Consider the following 19,773-nt stretch of genomic DNA (forward strand, 5'->3'; position numbering starts at 1 on the left):
CCTCTCCGGCCTGCACCGTTGAGGACCCCCTCAGTCGCTCTGCGACAGCTCCCCCAGAGGGGGAGCATCTTTTGATCTTTTTTGCATCCGCCCCCTTGAACCGCGTTTCAGCCTGCTTAGCTTCTAGGAGCGGGCCGGGCCCCTCTGGCGAGTGATGCAAGCACTCGTGATGTCGGACCGCATCGGGTGTTCTCGATGTCTGGGTCCGGTGTCTCCCCCTCCCCCTCGGTCCGGATCCAGCGTCGAGAGCACCCATCCCAACCGGATAGGAGCCCCGAATGCCGCTACTGATGTGCCCCAATTGCGATGGATCGATGCAGGCCGTGCAGCGCGCGGGCGTCGAGTTCGACATGTGCCCCAAGTGCCGTGGCGTGTGGCTGGATCGCGGCGAGCTGGAAAAGCTGATGGCCCTGGAGCACGCGGAAGCCGCCGCCCAGGCCGCGCCGCCGCCTCAAGCCCAGACCTACGCCCCGCGCCCCCAGGAACACGTCCAGCAGCCCTACGCCCAACAGCGCTATGACGAGCCGCGCCGCTACAAGGACGACCACGGTCGTCGTGGCCAGCACGGCCATCACAAGAAAAAGCGCTTCGACCTGTTCGACATCTTCGACTGATCCCTGAAAGCCATGAACCACCTCAAGACTTACATCCTGCTCGCCGGCCTGACGGCCCTGTTCATGGGCGCGGGCTTCCTGATCGGCGGCCCCACAGGCATGCTGATCGCCTTCGTGCTGGCGCTCGGCATGAACGCGTTCTCGTACTGGAACGCCGACAAGATCGTGCTGCGCACCTATGGCGCGGTGGAGGTCGACGAGACCCACGCCGACCGTCGCATCCGCGACTATGTGGTCGACGTCCACGCCATGGCCGACAAGGCCGGCCTGCCGCGCCCGCGCGTCTGCGTGATGGAGAACGACCAGCCCAACGCCTTCGCCACCGGCCGTGATCCGCAACATGCCGCCGTGGCCGCCACGACGGGCCTGCTGGCCATGCTGGAGCGCGACGAGATCGCCGGCGTGATGGCCCACGAGCTGGCCCACGTGAAGAACCGCGACACCCTGACCATGACCGTGACGGCGACCATCGCCGGCGCGATCTCGGCCCTGGCCAATTTCGCGTTCTTCTTCGGCGGCCGCGACGACGAGGAGCGGCCTGGCGGCATGATCGGCGCGATCGCCATCGCCATCCTGGCGCCGATCGCCGCCATGCTGGTGCAGATGGCCATCAGCCGGGCCCGCGAATACGAGGCCGACCGCATCGGCGCCCAGATCGGCGGCGATCCCTCGGCCCTGGCCCGCGCGCTGGAGAAGATCGAGGCCTATGCCCGGGGCGGCTACGAGAACCACCAGGCCGAGCGCAATCCGGCCACGGCTCACATGTTCATCATCAACCCGCTGGCGGGCCGGGGCGCGGACAACCTGTTCTCGACCCACCCGGCCACCCACAACCGCGTCGAGGCCCTGCTGGCCTTGGGCGTGGGGCAGGGGACGCGGCGCATGGCGGCCACGACGGCCGTGCCGGTGAGCGGTAAGGCGGCGGGGCCTTGGAGCTAATCCACACTGTCATCCCGGCCGCAGCGTAGCGGAGAGCCGGGACCGCCGCATGCGCATGGGTTTCCGGCGGTCCCGGGTCTTCGCCCGGGATGACAATCATTGAGCCGCGGTGGGATCGTTCTCCCCATACTCCCAGCCCCACGGCATGCCCACATCGCCCAGCGCGGCCTTGGCCAGGGCCGGGAACACCCGCGCACCGACGCCGCTGTTGGTCAGCATCACCACGCAGCGACGGCTCTTCTCGACGCAGATCATCTGGTTGTCGGTGATGTCGTTGTGGCCGCCCTTGTAGAAGACGTGGCCCTGCGGTCCGTCGAACACCACGACACCGATCCCGGCCGCCAGGCCGATCCTGGCGTTGGCCGGGTTGTCGCGGATCAGGAACGGCGGAAACTGGCTCTGGCTGACGATCGGAAAGCTGGCCTTGGACAGCTCGGCCCGCGCCTTGGCTGACAGGTCCTTGCCCGACACCATGGCGGCGGCCAGCTTGCCCAGGTCGCTGATGGTGGTGTCCAGCGAGCCGGCGGCCTTGACGCTGGAGCGGTCGTCGTGGGCCTCCCACTTGCCGTCGGCGTGACGGCCGTCGGCCAGGTTCTCCTTGAAGTCGTCGCGCCAGATCATGCTGCTGCGGGTCATGCCCAGCGGCTGGAAGATCCGCCGGTCCATCTCGTCGCCGACCTTCAGGCCAAAGCTCTGTTCGATGACGAACTGCGCCAGGTTCACGCCTTCGTTCGAATAGGCGTAGCGGCTGGCGGGCTCCAGGTTGAAGCGGAACTTGTTTTCCGGATCGTAGAACCGCTGGTCGGCCAGCCCCGAGCTGTGGGTCAGCAGGCGGCGAATGGTGATCGTCTCCCAGCGGCTGTCGACGCCCAGGTCGGCGTAGCGGGGATAGTCGGGCAGGGGCTTTGGCAGATAGGCCTTGATCGGCTTGTCCAGGTCCAGCTTGCCGTCGCTGACCAGCATCAGCACGTAGTACGAGAACGCCGCCTTGGTGATCGAGGCGGCGTACATGATGGTGTCGGGCGTCAGCGGATCGCCCTTCTCGTTGCGGATCCCCAGGGCGGCGACGTGAATGACCTTGCCGTTGTCGACCAGCGCATAGGCCAGGCCCGGGGTCTGGCCCGTGGCCAGCAGGCGGGCCGCCTCGGCGTCGAGCGCCTTGTGGTCGGACGCCGCCAGTGCAGGGGCTTGGAGCGCCAGAGCCGCCATCAAGCCAAGAACGCCATTGCGCATGAACCATCTCTCCCCAAGACTCGCGCGGAGAGTTCCCTGAGGTTGTACAGCCGTCAATGCCGCCCTCGCGTCGATCCCTGCTGGTCTGCGGCGTCGCCTTGCTGGCGGCCGGCTGCGCGACGACGCCCAGCCTGGTGGCGAGTGACGGAACCTGGCCCGAGCTGGAGCCGATGACGGTGACCGCCGGGCGCGAGAGCCTGACGATCCGTGTGACGTCCAGGGGCTGCGCGCGGCGAGAGGATTTCGTGTTCCGGACGGATCGGAGCGGCGGAAAGGCGGTGATCGCCTTCGCGCGGCGGCGTCTGGAGACCTGCCGGTTCGGCGAGGTCGGGACAGCCGATCTGACGTTCAGCTACGAGGAGCTGGGCTTGAAGCGCGGCGAGCGTTTCGCGGTGGCTAATCCCACCCCTCTGTCATCCCGGCCGTAGCGTAGCAGAGAGCCGGGATCACAAGAGGCCCGGCGCTTGCGACGATCCCGGGTTTTCGCCCGGGATGACACTGAGAGCTCTCACCCCTTCGGCGTGAACCGCTCGACCATCCACGGCAACACCCGCGCGGGGCGCTTGGCGGCGATGTCGATGAGCACCCAGTCGGTGCGGCTCTGGGCGCACATCTCGCCATCGGGACCGTCGATGCGGACATAGCGCTCGAAGCGCGGGCCCTTCAGTTCGCCCACCCAGGTGTAGCCGGTGGCGACTTCATCCAACAGCAGTTCGCGGCGGTAGTCGATCTCGTGCCGGCGCGCGACCCAGCTCCACGGCGCGCGCTGTTCGGGCGTGGCCCAGGCTTCCCAGTGCGCGATCGCCAGGTCCTGACCCCAGGCCAGATAGACCACGTTGTTGACGTGGCCGTTGGCGTCGATGTCCGACGCCTTGGGCGTGAAGGTCAGGGGAAAGGCGTCGGCCGGCGGGACGAACAGTCGGCTCAAGCCGAGATCACGCCCTGCTCGACCAGCATCGTCTTCAGCTCGCCCGACTGGAACATCTCGCGGACGATGTCGCTGCCGCCGACGAATTCGCCCTTCACATAGAGCTGGGGAATGGTCGGCCAGTCGGTGAAGGTCTTGACGCCCTGGCGAAGCTCGTCGTCCTGCAGCACGTCGACGCCGATGAACTCGACGCCCAGGTGGTCCAGGATCTGCACGGTCACGGCCGAGAAGCCGCAGCGCGGCTGGTCGGGAACGCCCTTCATGAACAGCACCACGGCGTGATCGGCCACGGTCTTGGCGATGAAGTCGAGGGCGGGGGAGGAGGCGACGTCGGTCATGGTCGGAGAGATCCTTGCAAGTCTCTTCAGCTAGGCGCCCGAAGGTCGTGGGTCAAGGACATCCGCGTCAGGCGGGGCGCGTCTTTCGCTCGTTCTCCTGGGCGGAAAAGCGGGCCATTTCGATCTGGGCGGCGCAGCCGGTGGGCAGATCGCGCTCGACCACGGCGGCCAGGGCCTGGACCTGGTCGCGCTTGGTGGCGGTGATGCGCACCGTGGCCAGCGAGGGTTCGGTCAGGGCGTAGGACAGGCACAGCTCCTCGGCCGTCCAGCCGGGGGTGTTGTCCAGGAAGGCGTAGCCGCCGATGTCGACCAGCGGGTCGGTGCGCCGGCGCCACAGCGAGGGCTTGGGGGCCTGCTTGGCCTCGCGGTCACGCAGGGCCTGGGGCCAGAAGTCCTCGCCGATCACCGCCACGTCGCGGGTCACCGCGTCGCGGATGCGATTGCGCTCGGCCCAGCCCGACGACAGGTTGAACGGCGCGGCCAGGGCGGTGAACAGGCCCGAGGTGAAGACGAACGGATCGGAATCGCCTCGGCTGGCCAGGCCCAGGTCGCGGATCGCGCCGGTCTCGCGCATGGCGCGCAGGGCCTTGGCGGCGGCGTCGGGAAACTGCGGCGCCAGCGGATCGTCGATGACGGCCAGGTCGACATGGTCGATGCCGGGGTGATCGAGGGCGGCTTCGGCCATGGCGTGGACGGCGTCGGCCGTCAGTTGGCCCGCCGTATTGCGCAGCCGCCAGCTGATGAACAGCAGATGCCGCTCCACCGAGGCGAAGGCCTGGGCCGCGCCGCTCAGCAGGGCCGGCGAGGGGCCGTCGATCTGGAAGCTGTTGATCCCGCTTTCCAGCGCGCTGAACACCAGCCCCCGCCAGTCCTCGGCCCGCAGGCGCGGGGCGTCGGCCAGGCGCAAGGTCACGGCCGAGACCGCCACGCCAGACTTGCCGAAGGGGCGGTAACGCACGGCCCTAGTCCGCCGGGGCCGCGGTTTCGAGCGCCAGGGCGTGCAGCGTGCCGCCCAGCACGTCAGCCAACGCGCGGTTGACCATCTGGTGCTGCTTGACCCGGTTCAGGCCGCGAAAGGCCGGCGAGACGATGCGGGCCTTGTAGTGGTCGCCGTCACCCGCCAGATCGGTCAGCACGATCTCGGCGTCGGGAAAGGCGGCGTTGAGGCGCGCCTCGAGGTCGGCGGGGGACATGGGCACGGGAGGGAAGCTCCAATCCTAGCAAGGGTTGTATCGCCGCGAATCCTTAAGAACGGGCGTACGGCCAGCAAATAGGGGGTCTTTCGGTCCTGTGCATGGTTAAGTGGAATTAACTCCCTTTCCAACTGGTTGCCGGGCATAGGGTCGCCATGACATCGCGCATTCTTCTCCGTTTCGCTCCCGTCGCGGTTTTCGTGGCGCTCGCCGCCGCAGCACCGGCCCTGGCCGCCCCGGGCGACAAGGCGCTGGCCGACGTCCAGACCCTGTCGGCCGACGACATGCAGGGCCGCGCGCCCGGCACGCCCGGCTCGGCCCTGGCGCGGGCCTATATCCTCAAGCGTTTCGGCGAGATCGGCCTGGCCCCGGTCGGCGCCAGCTTCGAGCAGCCCTTCACCTACGAGAAGCGCGACGGGACCAAGGTCGAGGCCGTCAACCTGGTGGCCCGCATCCCGGGAACGGGCAAGAGCGGCAAGGCCATGGTCGTCTCGGCCCACTACGACCACCTGGGCGTCCGGGGCGGCGAGATCTTCAACGGCGCCGACGACAACGCCTCGGGCGTCGCCGGCCTGCTGGCCGTGGCCGAGGCCTTCAAGGCCCATCCGCCCAAGCACGACGTGATCCTGGCCGTGGTCGACGCCGAGGAGGGCGGTCTGCGCGGGGCCAAGGCCTTCGTCGCCAATCCGCCCGTGCCGCTGGCGTCCATCGTGCTGGACGTCAATTTCGACATGCTCAGCAAGAACCCCAAGAACGAGCTCTACGCCTCGGGCGCGGCGCCGTTCCCGGTGCTGAAGCCGATCCTGGTCAAGCTGGCCGCCAAGGTCCCGGTGACCCTGAAGCTGGGCCACGACACCGACGCCGATGGCAAGCAGAACAACTGGACCGACCAGTCGGATCACTATGCGTTCGGCGAGAAGGGCGTGCCGTGGATCTATTTCGGGGTCGAGGATCATCCCGAGTATCACAAAAGCACCGACGACTTCGCCACGATCCCGCAAGACTTCTTCAAGCGTTCGATCGCGACGGTGGTCCAGGCCAGCCTCGCCCTGAACGACGAGCTGGACGGCATCGCCCAGGCGACCGGTCGCTAAGTCCTTCGAAATGCGTCGGAATCCCGACGGAAGAAGCCGCGACCGATTGTCGCGCGGGTTGGCGAAGTTAATCTCTGTCCCATAGTCTTGCGGCGATCAGTACGGTTCTGATCATCCAAGGACGCCCGCGATCGCCCGCCTCATGCTGCGAGACAAGATCCTCAAGGCCGCCCCTATCGTGGGCGTTGTGGTCGCGATCGCCATGGTGGCGGACTACGTCCTCAACATCCTGATCCTGAAGATGCCGGCGGCCTATTCGCCGGTGGCCACCTTGTTGATCTCGGGCCTCATCGCCGCGCCGCTGTCCTATTCCCTGATCGGTCAGAAGATCGACCTGCAGCGCCTGCGCGACGACCTGTCCGGCAGCCTCGTCGCCAAGCAGGCCGCCATTGAGGAGGCTGAGCGCCGTCGCGCCGAGGCCGAGGACGCCCTGGCCAAGCTGGAGGAGAGCGACCGCCTCTATCGCCTGCTGGCCGAGAACCTGACCGACAATCTGGGCCTGTGGTCGGCCAATGGCGAGCGGCTCTACATCTCGCCGTCGATCGAGAAGCTGACCGGCTACACGGTCGAGGAGTATCTGCAGATGCCGGCGGCGGCCAACGCCGACCCCGAGCAGTTCAAGATGATCTTGCGCCTCATCCGGGGCCTGATTCCCGGCGGCCCGCCCGCCACGGCGGAGTACCAGCTGACCCGCAAGAACGGCGCGGTCATCTGGATCGAGAGCACCTATTCCAGGGTCGGCGACGGCTCGGGCGCGCTGATCACCGCCTCGCGCGACATCACCGAGCGCAAGACCCTGGCGCTGGAACTGACCCAGGCCCTGGAAGCCGCCCAGGCCGCGACGGCCGCCAAGTCCGACTTCCTGGCCAACATGACCCACGAGCTGCGGACGCCGCTGACGGCGATCATCGGCTTCGCCGAGGTGCTGAAGGGCTCCAAGGGCCTCAGCAAGCGCGACGCGCGCCATGTCGGCCTGATCCGCGACGCCAGCGGGGCCCTGCTGGGCGTGGTCAACGATGTGCTGGACTTTTCGCGCCTGGAGGCCGGCGCGCTGGAGCTGGACCCGCGTCCGTTCGATCCCGGCGCGATCGTCGCCTCGGCGGCCGCCCTGGTCGAGGACCAGGCGCGCCAGCGGGGCCTGGCGCTGGTCGTCTCGGCGCCCAAGCGGCTCAAGCCGATGGAGGCCGACGCCAACCGGCTCAGCCAAGTGCTGCTGAACTTCCTGTCCAACGCGGTGAAGTTCACCGAGGCGGGTTCGATCACCATTTCGGTCAAGCAGAAGGTCGAGGGCGACAGCGCCCGCCTGCGGATCGAAGTGGCCGACACCGGCATCGGCATCGCGCCCCACCAGCTGGACGGGGTGTTCGACCGCTTCTCGCAGGCCGACGCCACCGTCTCGCGGCGCTTTGGCGGCACCGGCCTGGGCCTGGCCATCTCGCGCCGGATCATCGAGCGCATGGGCGGCGACATCGGCGTCCACAGCACGCAGGGCGAAGGCTCGCGGTTCTGGTTCGAGATCGTCGCCCCCCTGCGCGGCCTAAAGCCCGAGCCCGCCGTCGCCGAACCCGCGCGGCCCGAGGCCGAAGGCGGCGTGCGGCTGCTGGTCGTCGAGGACAACGCGGTCAATCGCGAGCTGGTGCGGGCGATGCTGGAGCCCTTCGACATCGACATCCAGACCGCCAACGACGGCGCGGCCGGCGTCGAGGCCATGCGCCAGGGCCGCTACGACCTCGTGCTGATGGACGTGCAGATGCCGGTGATGGACGGGCTGACCGCCACCCGCACGATCCGCACGTTCGAAGAGCCGGACGGCGGGCGCACCCCGATCGTCGCCCTGACCGCCAACGTTCTGCCCGAACAGGTCGCAAACTGCCTGGCTGCCGGCATGGACGACCACCTGGGCAAGCCCATCAACCCCGTCAAGCTGCTGGAGACCGTGGCCCGCTGGTCCGGCCGTCAGCACGCGACGGGGTAGGGGGCCGCGCCCTCTTCCACAAAGAGAGGGGCCGAGCGCGAGCAAACTCGCCGCTCAATCCCCGCGCTTTGCGCGAGAAAACCGAACAATCCCAACGCCCTGGAACTAAATGCAGCGCGCCGGTCCTCGGAGGCGTAGACCCGCCCATACTGACCTCACCCCGAAGCACGGGAAGGGACGTCGGCCGGCGACCGGATGGGCTTTGGGAGGTGGTCGAGCGGGAAGCGCTTGTCGGGGGTCTTTGATGACCGCCTCCGCGACGGTCCAGGTCGGGTTCCCTGAAAGATCAGGACGAAGGCCTGGCGGCGAGGGTTCGATGGGCGCGGCAGGCATGGGCTGAAATCGCCCATGCGGTCCGGACGGGGCGGCCAGCCCCTCCGCCCGCCGGAGGCCGAACGTCGGGAGCGGGTTAAAACCCCGCGCCTCGCAGGCTTCCGTCCGAAGGCCACGCGGAGCGGACGGCTTCGTCGAAACGGTGTTTATCTATCCACTCTTCCGGGCGACGCCCGGACGCTCCGCGACCCTTCCCACCATCCTCGCAGCAACAGCGCGAGGCGGCGAAGCCGTGCCAGGAGATCTAGTCGACGCACATCGCGTAGCTGGCCTGGCCGTTGTTGATCCGGGCGAAGCAGCCGAACTGCGAACTGGACGCTTGGCACTGGCCCGAAACCTGGCCCTTGGGCTCCAGATTGCCGATCAGGATGCACTCGCCCTGGCACTGGGACTTGTCGGTGCAGACCTTGCCGGCGTCGGCATAGGGCACCACGCAGGTGGGCATGTGCAGCCGGCCGACCGGCTTGATTGATCCGCCGCGCGCGGCGCAGGCGGCCTCGGGGCTCTGGGCCACCGGCTTGGGCGGCGGCGCGTCCGGGGCGCAGGCGGTCAGGACGGCCAGGGCCGCCAGGGCGCACAGGGTGCGGATCATCGTCAGCTCTCCTAAGCCGTCGCGCCCATGAAGCCCGGCAGCCAGGCTTCGTGAGCCGTGCGCAGGGTCTCCAGGGGAATATTGAACAGGTCCTTCGAGGCGAAGGCGTCGCCGCCCGCCACGCCGGCCAGGTTGGCGTGGACGCCGGCCTCCTTGGCCGCCGCCAGCACCGCCTCGGGGTCCGGGGTGGCGATCAGATAGCGGGCCTGGTCCTCGCCGAACAGATAGGGGTGGGCGTGCAGGTGGCTGGAAGCGTTCAGGCTGATCCCGACCTTGCTGGCCAGGGCCACGTCGGCCGCCGCGATCAGCAGGCCGCCGTCCGACAGGTCGTGCAGGCCGGCGATCACGCCCGTGGCGATCAAGCCGCGCACGAAGTCGCCGTTCTTGCGCTCGGCGGCCAGGTCGACCGGCGGCGGGGCGCCGTCCTCGCGGCCCAGGATCTCGCGCAGATAGATCGAGGCGCCCAGCTCGCCGTGGCTCTCGCCGATGACGATCAGGGTGTCGCCCTCGGCGACATTGCCGAAGCCGGCGCGCAGGTCGTAGTCGTCCAGCAGACCCACGGCGCCGACGGTCGGGGTCGGCGGAATGGCGACGCCGTTGGTCTCGTTGTAGAGGCTGACATTGCCGCTCACGACCGGGAAGTCCAGCGCCCGGCAGGCCTCGGCCATGCCGTCGGTGGCGCGGACGATCTGGCCCATGGTCTCGGGCTTTTCGGGGCTGCCGAAGTTGAGGTTGTCGGTGATGGCGATCGGCAGCGCGCCGGCGGCCGTCAGGTTGCGCCAGGCCTCGGCCACGGCCTGCTTGCCGCCCTCATAGGGGTCGTTCTGCACATAGCGCGGGGTGACGTCGCTGGTCACGGCGATGGCCTTGCCCTTGCCGTGGATGCGCACGATGCCGGCGTCGCAGCCGGTGGCGCTGTCTTCGAGTGTGTCGGCCATCACGTGCCGGTCGTACTGCTCCCACAGCCAGCGCTTGGAGGCCATGTCGGGGCAGCCGACGACCTTCAGCACCGCCTGGGTCCAGTCGGTCGGGGCGGGCACCAGGGCCGGGTCGAGGCGCGGATGCAGGGCGGGCTGCACCCACGGGCGGTCATACAGCGGCGCGTCGTCGAACAGCGGGGCCAGCGGCACGTCGCAGACGGTCTCGCCGTGATGCTTCAGCACCAGGCGGCCGGTGTCGGTGGTGTGGCCGATGACGGCGGCGTCCAGGCCCCACTTCTCGAAGATGGCGTGGCCTTCGTGCTCGCGGCCGGGCTTGAGGACCGCCAGCATGCGCTCCTGGCTTTCCGACAGCATCATCTCGTAGGCGGTCATACCCTCTTCGCGCTGGGGGACCATGTCCATGTTCAGCTCGATGCCGACGCCGCCCTTGCCGGCCATCTCGACCGACGACGAGGTCAGGCCCGCCGCGCCCATGTCCTGGATGGCGGCGACGGCGCCGGTGGCCATCAGCTCCAGCGTGGCCTCGATCAGCAGCTTCTCGGCGAAGGGGTCGCCGACCTGCACGGTGGGGCGCTTCTCCTCGGAGTCCTCCGAGAACTCGGCCGACGACATGGTCGCGCCGTGGATGCCGTCACGGCCGGTTTTGGAGCCGAAATAGACGACCGCCAGGCCCGCGCCCGGGGCGGCAGAGTAGAAGATCTTGTCGGCCTCGGCCAGGCCCACGCACATGGCGTTGACCAGGATGTTGCCGTTGTAGCCGCTGTGGAAATTGGTCTCGCCGGCCACGGTGGGCACGCCCACGCAGTTGCCGTAGCCCGCGATGCCCGCGACCACGCCGTCAACCAGGCGCTTGGTCTTGGGATGGCTGGGATCGCCGAAGCGCAGGGCGTTCAGCAGGGCGATCGGCCGCGCGCCCATCGTGAAGACGTCGCGCATGATGCCGCCCACGCCCGTCGCCGCGCCCTGATAGGGCTCGATGTACGAGGGGTGATTGTGACTCTCCATCTTGAAGATGATCGCGTCGCCGTCGCCGATGTCGATGACGCCGGCGTTCTCGCCCGGTCCGCAGATCACGCGGTCGCCGGTGATCGGGAACTTCTTCAGCTGGTTCTTGGAGGACTTGTACGAGCAGTGCTCGGACCACATCACCGAGAACACGCCCAGCTCGACCAGGTTGGGTTCGCGGCCCAGGCGGTCGAGAACGACGGCGTATTCCTCGGCGTTGAGACCGAATTCACGGGCCGTATCGGCCATCGACTTTGCGGGTGTGGCGGAGGGGGTGCTCATGAGGGCGCCTTCTAGCGCGGCCTCGCGGATTCCGCCACCGTTCGTCAGGGTTTGGGCGACGCGGTTCCCGCGGCTTGGTCGAACTTGGCCTTGCCCAGCGCGATCCAGCCATCGACGACCTTGCCGCCGCGCTCGACCGATCCCATCCGGAGCGAGGTTCCGGCCACGACGGCGCCGAACAGGGCCAGCAGCAGGATGACCAGGGCGATCAGCGGATGGACCGTACGGGGCCGCTTGCGCTTGGCCCAGACGGGGACGCCGCTGACATAGGTCTCCGGAAATCTGTTGTCTTGGTCGGCCATGGTTCTGCGTTTCCACCTGTCCAAGTCGTGGAACGAGCAGCTCGTTCCAGGCCAGGTTCTGTATTTCCTGGAGTTGGCTCGTCGCGGCGGCCTTGTTCCAGTCTCCTCTCCCATTCGGCGATCCCGACCGCGCGTGTCGGGCGAGCGGGGAGTGGCGCGGGCCGCGAAGTCGTGCAGGTTGCGGGTGGGACAGGAGACTCCATATGCCGACGTCCAGGATCGATCGCCGCGCCTTGCTTGTGGCGCTAGCCGCCGCGCCTCTGATGGCCGCCGCGCCGGTCGAGATCCGCGTGCGGATGACCACCGATCTCGGCGTCATCGTCATCGCGCTCTATCCGAACAAGGCGCCGATCACCGTCGCCAACTTCCTGGCCTATGCCGACAGGCATCTTTTGGACGGCGGCAGCTTCTCTCGAACGGTCGGGCCTAAGAACGATAACAATCCAGCGACCATCAGCGTCATCCAGGGCGGCCTGAACCTCGACGAAGGCCCGTTGCCCGCCATCGCCCACGAAACGACGAAGGCCACGGGCCTCCGTCACACCGACGGCGTGATCTCGATGGCGCGCGGCGATCCCGGCACGGCCGGCTCTGAGTTCTTCATCTGCCTGGGCGACAATCCGGCCCTGGATTTCGGCGGCGCCCGCAACCTCGACGGCCAGGGCTTCGCCGCCTTCGGGCGGGTTGTGCAGGGCATGGATGTAGTGCGGAAGATCCACGGCCTCGCGACGGTCAGCGACGCCGCCGATCCGTATCTGAGGGGTCAGATGATCGCGAAACCCGTGACGATTCAGAAGCTAAGCCGGAACTAAGGCAGCGGAGCCTTAGGAACGTCCGGACTCTGGGGCCGTTCTTTCATCGTGCGCCACAAGCGCGCTGTGCAAAGGAGTAAAGGCCGATGGCTGATAACAATCGCAATCCCCAGCAACAGCAGAACGATCCCGCCCGACAGGCGACCCCGCAGCAACAGCAGCAGGGCCAGCCGAGGCAGAATGAGCAGGGACGAAATCCCGGCGGCCAAGCCGATCAAGGCGATCAGGCCGGCCGAGGCGACAGGTCCGATCAGGTCAGGCGAGACGACGCCGAGCGGCGTGAGCGCTGACGACCAATAGAGCTCCAACGGTGGAGGGCCGGCGATCATTCGCCGGCCCTTTTCGTGGTTACTGTCCGACCACCGGCAGCTCGATGAAGCTGGCCGTATCCCCCGCGTGGAACACCCGCTGGGTCGCCTTCACATAGTCGGCCGGCTTGGCCAGGAAGATGTTGGGCGTGAAGGTCTGCGGGTTGCGATCATAGAGCGGGAACCAGCTGGACTGGACCTGCACCATGATCCGGTGGCCCAGCTGGAAGGTGTAGTTCGCGGTCGGCAGGATGAACTGGTACTTCAGTGGGGTGTTCGACTTGATCGCCTTGGGATCGCTGAAGCTTTCGCGATAGCGACCCCGGAAGATGTCCATGCCCACGGCCAGTTGGTAGCCGCCCAGTTCGGGCTGGCTGGGGACCTCGTCGGGATAGACGTCGATCAGCTTGACCACCCAGTCGCTGTCGCTGCCGCTGGTCGAGGCCACGAGGTTGACCTTGGGCACGCCGGCGATCTTCAGCGGTGCGGTCAGGGGTTCGGAGACATAACTCAGCACGTCGGGGCGATCGGCCACCGCGCGCTGGTCGGTCAGCAGCCAGGGCGTCCAGCGGTCGCGATCGCCGAACTTCATCGGGCGGGGGATGTAGGGCACCGGCTTGGCGGGATCGGAGACGTACTCATCATAGGCCGCCGGGCCCTTGGCCGGGGCGGGAGCGCTGAACGACAGGCCACCTTTTTCGGTCAGGTACAGCGGCTTGTTCCCGCCTTGCGGCCAGGACTTGTAGCGATCCCAGCGGTTCTGGCCGGGATCGTAGATCAGCACTGGCGGCGTGTCGGCCTTGGGCGCGCCGTCCTTCAGGTACTGGTCGAAGAAGGGCAGCAACACGTCGCGGCGGAACTGCAGGGCGGTGTCGCCGTCCCACTTGAACGCGCCCAGGCCGAAGGCGTCGTAATTGACCTGGCTGTGCCGCCAGGGCCCCAGCACCAGATAGCTCTTGTCGTTATTGACGTCCTTGGGCTCGGTGGCGGCATAGGAATGCACCGCGCCCCACATGTCTTCCTGGTCCCACAGGCCCTGGATCCACATGGTCGGCACGGTCAGCGGCTGCTGGGCCATCGTCTTGTCCAGCGCCTGCTCGCTCCAGAACGGCGTGTAGGCGGCGTTCTCGACCAGCTTCTTCCACCAGGGCAGCTGGTCGATCCCATTGACCTTGGCGTAGTCGCCGGCCGAGCCCGCGCGGCGGAAGGTCTCGTAGTCGTCCGGACCCGGCCGCACGACGCCGTCGCCCGCGCCGCGCTTGGTGGTCTGGCCGGTGAAGTAGTCGAAGTTCACTTGCCGGAAGGCCCCGAAGTGGAACCAGTCGTCGCCCATCCAGCCGTCGACCATCGGGCTCATCGGCGCGGCCACCTTCAGGGCCGGGTGCGGATTGACCAGGGCCATCACCACCGTGAAACCCTCGTACGAGCTGCCCAGCATGCCGACCTTGCCGTTGCTCTCGGGCACGTTCTTGGTCAGCCACTCGATGGTGTCATAGGCGTCGGTCGAGTGATCGACCTCGCTGTTGTTCAGCGGCCCCTTCAGGGGACGGGTCATGACGTACTCGCCCTCCGAGCCGTACTTGCCGCGAATGTCCTGGATGACCCGGATGTAGCCGTCCTTGACGAAGACCTCGTCGCCCTGGGCCAGGGTGGCCAGCATGGTCGGGCTCTCGTTGCGCGCGGTGCGCTTGGCGGCGTTGTAGGGCGTACGGGTCAGCAGGATCGGCGCGTTCTTGGCGCCCTTGGGCACGACGATGACGGTGTAGAGCTTGGTCCCGTCGCGCATGGGGATCATCACCACACGCTTGTCGTAATCGTAGCCGACCTTGGGCGCGACGTACTTGCCGTCGATGTCGGGCGTCAGCGCCGGGGTCTGGGCATGCGAGACCGCCGTGAAGGCGGTCAGGGCGACAGCGGCCAACAGGCCGGCGCGGAACGTGGAAACGAGACTCATGGATGGCCCTCCAATGCGAGGGCGGCACCTTAGGAGCGGTTTTCGCGGGGTGCTATGGTGTAACGCCCGTCAGGCGCTGGCGAACACGCTGCGGAACAGGATCGCGCCGTCTTCCGACCCGAGATCGGCGTCGAACGCACGGTCGGGATGGGGCATCAGGCCCAGGACATTGCCCTTGGGGTTGATGATGCCGGCGATCGCGCGGGCCGAGCCATTGGGGTTGTCCTTGTAGCGGAACACCACCTGGCCTTCGCCCTCGATGCGGTCGAGGGTGTCCTCGTCGGCGAAGAAGTTGCCTTCGCCGTTGCCTACGGTCATCACCGCGTCGCGCTGCTCTCCGAACTCGGCGGTGAAGCGGGTCTGGCTGTTGACTATGTCCAGCTCGACCGGCTTGCAGATGTACTTCAGCTTCTCGTTGCGCAGCAGGGCGCCGGGCAGCAGGCCCGCCTCGCACAGCACCTGGAAGCCGTTGCAGATGCCGACCACGGCCATGCCGTCATTGGCGGCCTTGACCACTTCGCGCATCACCGGGCTCTGGGCCGCCATGGCCCCGCAGCGCAGATAGTCGCCGTAGGAGAAGCCGCCGGGCAGGACGACCAGGTCCAGATCGTCCGGCAGGGCCGTCTCCTGGTGCCAGACCATCTCGACGCGGGCTCCGGCGGAGCGCTCGATGGCGACCTTGCAGTCGCGATCGCAGTTGGAACCTGGGAAGACGATGACGGCGGCTTTCATGGCGCGGGCCTGTAGCACCGTTCGCGCCGCCTGTCAGCGGTTGGGGCTGCTAAAACTAAGCCCCGCACTCATCGAGCACCGGCGTCACGGGAGCGGCGTCGGGAGCCGGGAAGGGGACCTTGAACGTGAAGGCGTCCGGCGTCGGGCCGAACTTTTCCAGCCGCGCCAGGCGGTCCTTGGCCTCGTCGATGGTGGGCTGGTGGCCAGCGGCCACCCACCACAGGACTTGGAACACGTCCATGTGCTCAAACCACTCGCGGCGGCGGCGCATGATCTTCACGTGGTCGCCGCGATAGACGAAGGCGCCCAGCGACGGGATGTCGGTCCAGACCGACATGTTGATGGCGATCAGGGGGTCTTCGTAGGGCGCCAGGTCGGTGGCGTTGTTGCCCTCACCGGTCAGACGCCAGACGAAGCCGGGCGAGGCCTCGGCGATCGCGTTCACCGCGTCGAGATTGTCGGCGAAGTCCTTGATCATGGGATGGTCGATCGGCGCCTTCAGGCGGCCGATATTGACCTGTGCGAGTTGGAATTTCGCGCCCATGACGCTCCCCATGCTGCTCAGACCGAACATTGTGCGGCCAAGCTGCGAGGGAAAGGGGCGGCGCTGAGAAAAATCCGCGCCGCGCCGAATTCAGGCGATCTCGACCCGATAGCTTTCGATGACCGTGTTGGCCAGCAGCTTGTCGCACATGGCCTTGACCTCGGTCTCGGCCTTGGCGGCGTCGCCGTCGGCGACGTCGAACTCGATGGTGCGGCCCACGCGGACGTTCTTGACGTCAGCCCAGCCCAGGCCGTGCAGCGCGGCTTCGACGGCCTTGCCCTGGACGTCGAGCACGCCGGGCTTGAGGAACACTTGGACCTTGGCTTTCATAAATCCTCCCTCGCGCAGCGGGGGAGGGGGACCGCGAAGCGGTGGAGGGGGCTCCCATCCACAGTGCTTGAGGTCTTCCCCCTCCGTCGCCTGCGGCGACACCTCCCCCTTCAGGGAGAGGATCAAAAAACTAGTGCACGCCGCCTTGGATGACGGTGGGCATTTCCTTCATGATGCCGAGGCGGCGGGCCACCTCGGTGTAGCTCTCAATGACGTTGCCGAGGTCGCGGCGGAAGCGGTCCTTGTCCAGCTTCTCGTTCGTGGTCGAATCCCACAGGCGGCAGCTGTCGGGGCTGATCTCGTCGGCCAGGATGATCCGCGAGAAGTCGCCTTCGTAGATGCGGCCGAACTCGATCTTGAAGTCCACCAGCGTGATGCCGACGCCGCTGAACAGGCCCGACAGATAGTCGTTCACCCGCAGGGCCATGGCCATCATGTCGTCGATCTCCTGGGTGGCGGCCCAGTTGAACGCGGTGATGTGCTCTTCCGACACCATGGGGTCGTTGAGCTTGTCTTCCTTGTAGTAGAACTCGATGATCGAGCGCGGCAGGGGCTGGCCCTCGGTCAGGCCCAGGCGCGTGGCGATCGAGCCGGCGGCGATGTTGCGCACCACGACCTCGAGCGGAACGATCTCGACTTCCTTGATCAGCTGCTCGCGCAGGTTCAGGCGGCGGATGAAGTGGTTCTGGACGCCGATCGAGTTCAGGCGAGTCATGATGTACTCGCTGATCCGGTTGTTGATAACGCCCTTGCCTTCAAGCTGGGCCTTCTTCTCGCCGTTGAAGGCGGTGGCGTCGTCCTTGAAGTACTGGATCAGGGTGCCGGGCTCGGGGCCCTCGTACAGGATCTTGGCCTTGCCTTCGTAGATCTTCTTGCGGCGGGTGGTCATGGCTCTCGTCGAGGCCCTTCTGGATGCAAACCGCGCCCCCGTCGAAGAAACGAAAAGCGCGCGCGGCCGGATAGCTGCGCGCGGCGTTCGACTCAAGGCCGCTTACTGAAAATGTCCAGCGGAACCTACCTGAATGGGGGCTGTGGCGCAAACCCGAGCTCAGGTTCCGTTCAGGTTGGGAGCCCTAAAGCAGCCCCTGCGGCGTATCCGCCGATTGCGGCCAAGCCCGTCACGGGATATGCAGCCGCCTTAGATGCTATTGGGGCCTTCATGACCACCTTCGACGACCGCGAACAGGCTTTCGAAAACAAGTTCGCTCACGATCAAGAGCTTGAATTCAAGGCGACCGCGCGCCGCAACCGCCTGCTGGGCGAATGGGCGGCCGGCCTGATGGGCCTGGCGACCGTGGAAGAATATGCGCGCGCCGTGGTGAAGTCCGACTTCGAACAGCCGGGCGACGAGGATGTCCTGCGCAAGGTGTTCGGCGACCTCAAGGGTTCGGGCGTCGCGGCGACCGAGGGCGAGGTCCGCATGAAGATGGACGAGCTGCTGGCCCAGGCCCGCGAGCAGATCAAGAACGGCGAGTGAGGCTCTCGGGCCATTGACCGTCTGAACGAGGCCGCCCTACCGGGCGGCCTTTTTCTTTGCGGCGCCGCCAACCAAGCGCTTGTCATTCCGGCCGCAGCGAAGCGGAGAGCCGGGACCCAGGAGACGCCGCAGTGCGGTTGCCCCTGGGTCCCGGACAGCCTCTGCGAAGCTTCCGGGATGACAGACTTTGAATTGTGCTCAATGCGTCTCGTAGGCGGTCTTGCCGCCGCTGATCGCGAACGACTCCTCGGGCGACAGCACCAGCTTCTTGCGGCCGACGGCGGCGAAGTAGGCGATGCCGACCGCGAACCAGATCGCCACCCCGATGACGCCCGTCCGGTAGATCGGGTCCTTCAGCTGGTAGACGATGGTGACCAGCGAGATGATCACCGTCAGGGCCGCGCCGGGCACGCCGAACTTGCTCTTGTAGGGCCGCTCCATGTCCGGGAACTTCCTGCGAAGCAGGATGAACGACAGCCCCTGGGCGACGTAGGACAGCATGGCCCCGAACACGGCCATGTTCAGCAGGGTGCCGCCGATCACCGCCGCGCCCTTCTCGGCGCCCAGCGCGAACCACACCGCCAGCATCACCAGCAGGCCGGCCAGCGAGCCGAAGATCAGCGCGATGTCCGGCGTTTTGCGCTCGCCATGCGTCACCGACAGGGCGCGGGGGAAGTAGCCGGCGCGCGACAACGAATAGATCTGCCGACCATAGGCGAAGATGATGGCATGGAAGCTGGCCACCAGGCCCGCCACCGCGACGGCCGCCAGGACCTTGGCCAGGCCGCCCGCGCCATAGATGGCGCGGAAGCCGTCCAGGATCGGCTCGCCGGACTTGGACAGGGCGAAGGTCCCCGCCGGGATCGACGAATTCAGCCACAGCACCAGCAGGGCCGAGACGATCAGGGTCAGCATGCCCAGGATGATGCCCTTGGGCAGGTCGCGCTGCGGGGTATGAGATTCCTCGGCCGCCAGGGGCAGTTGCTCGATGGCCAGGAACAGCCAGACCGCGAAGGGCAGCTGGGCCAGGGCCCCGCCGATGCCGGCCGGAAGGAAGGGCCCATGCCCGCCCGGCAGCTCAGTCCCGCCTGGTCCGACGTTCAGGGCGTACTTGGCGAAGTCAGCGTGGGGCAGGGCGCTGACCCAGAACACCGCAAGGCAGGCCAGTGCCAGCAGGGTGATGAACACCGTGAAGCGGAAGCTCATCGCCACCCCGCCGGCGTTCAGCCCCACGAAGACGACATAGGCGCCGACCCAGTACAGCGGCTGCACCCAGGCTGGTGTCTCGAAGATGCCGCCCAGATAGCTGCCGATGAAGAAGCAGACCACGGCCGCGGTCAGCACATACTCGACGTTCTCGCACAGGCCGGTAATGAAGCCGCCCCACGGCCCCATGGCGGCGCGGGCGAAGCTGTAGGCCCCGCCGGTGTGCGGCTGGGCGGCGGCCATCTCGGCGATCGAAAAGGTCAGGCCCAGATACATGACGGTGATGATCAGGGTGGCCACCAGCATGCCGCCCCAGCCGCCGACGCCCATGCCTAGGTTCCAGCCCGAGAACTGGCCGGAGATCACCGCCCCGACCCCCAGGGCCCATAGCGAGAAGACGCCCGCGTAACGCTTGAGACCCCGCTTGTCGAAATAGGCCGCGTCGACCTTCTCGTAGCTGACGCCGCCGCCGGCTGCTGGTTCGCTCATCGTTTCCCCCTGAATTGCGAAGCTGGCGTGAGGTTGCGCGCGGTTTCGCGTATTCGGCGACTCTCCGGCCAGGGCCGATGTCGTTTGGTCGACCGACGTTCACTATTTCGGCGCCGGAACAGGTTGGCCGTCCAAAACCCTGTCATCCCGCG

Annotated in this window: 22 protein-coding genes; 7 read left to right on the top strand and 15 right to left on the bottom strand. The window is 67.3% G+C overall.

Annotated features, from left to right (window positions below; genetic code table 11):
* Positions 1-278: 278 nt before the first annotated feature.
* Both AC1RUS_RS03225 and htpX read left to right on the top strand, forming a co-directional pair.
* Positions 279-614 carry a TFIIB-type zinc ribbon-containing protein gene (locus AC1RUS_RS03225; protein ID WP_492912988.1) on the top strand — a complete coding sequence of 112 codons (336 nt, stop codon included), beginning with the start codon at positions 279-281 and terminating at the stop codon, positions 612-614.
* 12 nt (positions 615-626) lie between these two features.
* Complete coding sequence (gene htpX, locus AC1RUS_RS03230; protein WP_492912990.1) at positions 627-1,553, top strand: zinc metalloprotease HtpX; 927 nt, start codon at positions 627-629, stop codon at positions 1,551-1,553.
* Positions 1,554-1,649: 96 nt separating this feature from the next.
* Here the strand turns inward: htpX and AC1RUS_RS03235 are convergent, their stop codons facing one another.
* Positions 1,650-2,786, bottom strand: coding sequence for a serine hydrolase domain-containing protein (locus AC1RUS_RS03235; protein ID WP_492912992.1), 1,137 nt, complete (start codon positions 2,784-2,786; stop codon positions 1,650-1,652).
* A 56-nt stretch (positions 2,787-2,842) separates the two neighbouring features.
* Here AC1RUS_RS03235 and AC1RUS_RS03240 point away from each other — a divergent pair, with 56 nt between their 5' ends.
* The gene (locus AC1RUS_RS03240; protein ID WP_492912994.1) at positions 2,843-3,214 is read left to right on the top strand and encodes a hypothetical protein; all 372 of its coding nucleotides are present in this window, start codon (positions 2,843-2,845) and stop codon (positions 3,212-3,214) included.
* Positions 3,215-3,294: 80 nt separating this feature from the next.
* Here the strand turns inward: AC1RUS_RS03240 and AC1RUS_RS03245 are convergent, their stop codons facing one another.
* The 4 genes from AC1RUS_RS03245 to AC1RUS_RS03260 form a co-directional block, all read right to left on the bottom strand.
* Positions 3,295-3,714 carry an acyl-CoA thioesterase gene (locus AC1RUS_RS03245; RefSeq protein ID WP_492912996.1) on the bottom strand — a complete coding sequence of 140 codons (420 nt, stop codon included), beginning with the start codon at positions 3,712-3,714 and terminating at the stop codon, positions 3,295-3,297.
* A complete protein-coding gene (gene grxD, locus AC1RUS_RS03250) occupies positions 3,711-4,052 on the bottom strand; it encodes a Grx4 family monothiol glutaredoxin (protein WP_492912998.1) in 342 nt (113 codons plus the stop codon). The genes AC1RUS_RS03245 and grxD overlap by 4 nt, the downstream gene beginning before the upstream one ends.
* 67 nt (positions 4,053-4,119) lie before the next feature.
* Positions 4,120-5,010 carry an aldo-keto reductase family protein gene (locus tag AC1RUS_RS03255; RefSeq protein WP_492913000.1) on the bottom strand — a complete coding sequence of 297 codons (891 nt, stop codon included), beginning with the start codon at positions 5,008-5,010 and terminating at the stop codon, positions 4,120-4,122.
* Between the two features lie 4 nt (positions 5,011-5,014).
* Positions 5,015-5,251 carry a BolA family protein gene (locus AC1RUS_RS03260; protein WP_492913002.1) on the bottom strand — a complete coding sequence of 79 codons (237 nt, stop codon included), beginning with the start codon at positions 5,249-5,251 and terminating at the stop codon, positions 5,015-5,017.
* 149 nt (positions 5,252-5,400) lie between these two features.
* Here AC1RUS_RS03260 and AC1RUS_RS03265 point away from each other — a divergent pair, with 149 nt between their 5' ends.
* Positions 5,401-6,339, top strand: a complete 939-nt coding sequence (locus tag AC1RUS_RS03265) for a M20/M25/M40 family metallo-hydrolase (protein ID WP_492913004.1) — start codon at positions 5,401-5,403, stop codon at positions 6,337-6,339.
* Positions 6,340-6,481: 142 nt separating this feature from the next.
* Positions 6,482-8,314 (top strand): PAS domain-containing hybrid sensor histidine kinase/response regulator, encoded by a 1,833-nt coding sequence (locus AC1RUS_RS03270; RefSeq protein ID WP_492913006.1) that lies wholly within the window; start codon positions 6,482-6,484, stop codon positions 8,312-8,314.
* A gap of 577 nt (positions 8,315-8,891) precedes the next feature.
* Here the strand turns inward: AC1RUS_RS03270 and AC1RUS_RS03275 are convergent.
* The 3 genes from AC1RUS_RS03275 to AC1RUS_RS03285 are packed head-to-tail and all read right to left on the bottom strand — an operon-like array spanning position 8,892 to position 11,769.
* Positions 8,892-9,239, bottom strand: a complete 348-nt coding sequence (locus AC1RUS_RS03275; RefSeq protein ID WP_492913008.1) for a hypothetical protein — start codon at positions 9,237-9,239, stop codon at positions 8,892-8,894.
* A gap of 11 nt (positions 9,240-9,250) precedes the next feature.
* Entirely contained in the window at positions 9,251-11,467 is a 2,217-nt protein-coding gene (gene purL, locus AC1RUS_RS03280; RefSeq protein WP_492913010.1) for a phosphoribosylformylglycinamidine synthase subunit PurL, read from the bottom strand.
* Positions 11,468-11,511: 44 nt separating this feature from the next.
* Positions 11,512-11,769 (bottom strand): hypothetical protein, encoded by a 258-nt coding sequence (locus AC1RUS_RS03285; protein WP_492913011.1) that lies wholly within the window; start codon positions 11,767-11,769, stop codon positions 11,512-11,514.
* Between the two features lie 203 nt (positions 11,770-11,972).
* Here AC1RUS_RS03285 and AC1RUS_RS03290 point away from each other — a divergent pair, with 203 nt between their 5' ends.
* Positions 11,973-12,581 carry a peptidylprolyl isomerase gene (locus AC1RUS_RS03290; protein ID WP_492913013.1) on the top strand — a complete coding sequence of 203 codons (609 nt, stop codon included), beginning with the start codon at positions 11,973-11,975 and terminating at the stop codon, positions 12,579-12,581.
* On the opposite strand, the gene AC1RUS_RS03295 is transcribed toward AC1RUS_RS03290, so the two are convergent.
* The 6 genes from AC1RUS_RS03295 to purC form a co-directional block, all read right to left on the bottom strand.
* A complete protein-coding gene (locus tag AC1RUS_RS03295; RefSeq protein WP_492913015.1) occupies positions 12,578-12,910 on the bottom strand; it encodes a hypothetical protein in 333 nt (110 codons plus the stop codon). The two genes, AC1RUS_RS03290 and AC1RUS_RS03295, sit on opposite strands and share 4 nt — an antisense overlap.
* Before the next feature lie 19 nt (positions 12,911-12,929).
* Entirely contained in the window at positions 12,930-14,843 is a 1,914-nt protein-coding gene (locus AC1RUS_RS03300; RefSeq protein WP_492913017.1) for a CocE/NonD family hydrolase, read from the bottom strand.
* A 69-nt stretch (positions 14,844-14,912) separates the two neighbouring features.
* Positions 14,913-15,575, bottom strand: a complete 663-nt coding sequence (purQ, locus tag AC1RUS_RS03305; RefSeq protein ID WP_492913019.1) for a phosphoribosylformylglycinamidine synthase subunit PurQ — start codon at positions 15,573-15,575, stop codon at positions 14,913-14,915.
* 55 nt (positions 15,576-15,630) lie between these two features.
* Positions 15,631-16,119, bottom strand: coding sequence for a DUF3291 domain-containing protein (locus tag AC1RUS_RS03310; protein WP_492913021.1), 489 nt, complete (start codon positions 16,117-16,119; stop codon positions 15,631-15,633).
* A 90-nt stretch (positions 16,120-16,209) separates the two neighbouring features.
* Entirely contained in the window at positions 16,210-16,449 is a 240-nt protein-coding gene (purS, locus tag AC1RUS_RS03315; RefSeq protein WP_035044512.1) for a phosphoribosylformylglycinamidine synthase subunit PurS, read from the bottom strand.
* Positions 16,450-16,579: 130 nt separating this feature from the next.
* Positions 16,580-17,338, bottom strand: a complete 759-nt coding sequence (gene purC / locus AC1RUS_RS03320) for a phosphoribosylaminoimidazolesuccinocarboxamide synthase (protein WP_492913023.1) — start codon at positions 17,336-17,338, stop codon at positions 16,580-16,582.
* 270 nt (positions 17,339-17,608) lie between these two features.
* On the opposite strand from purC, the gene AC1RUS_RS03325 reads away from it, so the two are divergent.
* Positions 17,609-17,926, top strand: coding sequence for a DUF1476 domain-containing protein (locus AC1RUS_RS03325; protein WP_492913025.1), 318 nt, complete (start codon positions 17,609-17,611; stop codon positions 17,924-17,926).
* A 198-nt stretch (positions 17,927-18,124) separates the two neighbouring features.
* On the opposite strand, the gene AC1RUS_RS03330 is transcribed toward AC1RUS_RS03325, so the two are convergent.
* Positions 18,125-19,621: an amino acid permease gene (locus tag AC1RUS_RS03330; protein ID WP_492913027.1), complete on the bottom strand. Its 1,497-nt coding sequence runs from the start codon at positions 19,619-19,621 to the stop codon at positions 18,125-18,127.
* Between the last annotated feature and the right edge of the window lie 152 nt (positions 19,622-19,773).

The sequence above is a fragment of the Caulobacter sp. GW821-FHT10F06 genome (assembly GCF_058809215.1).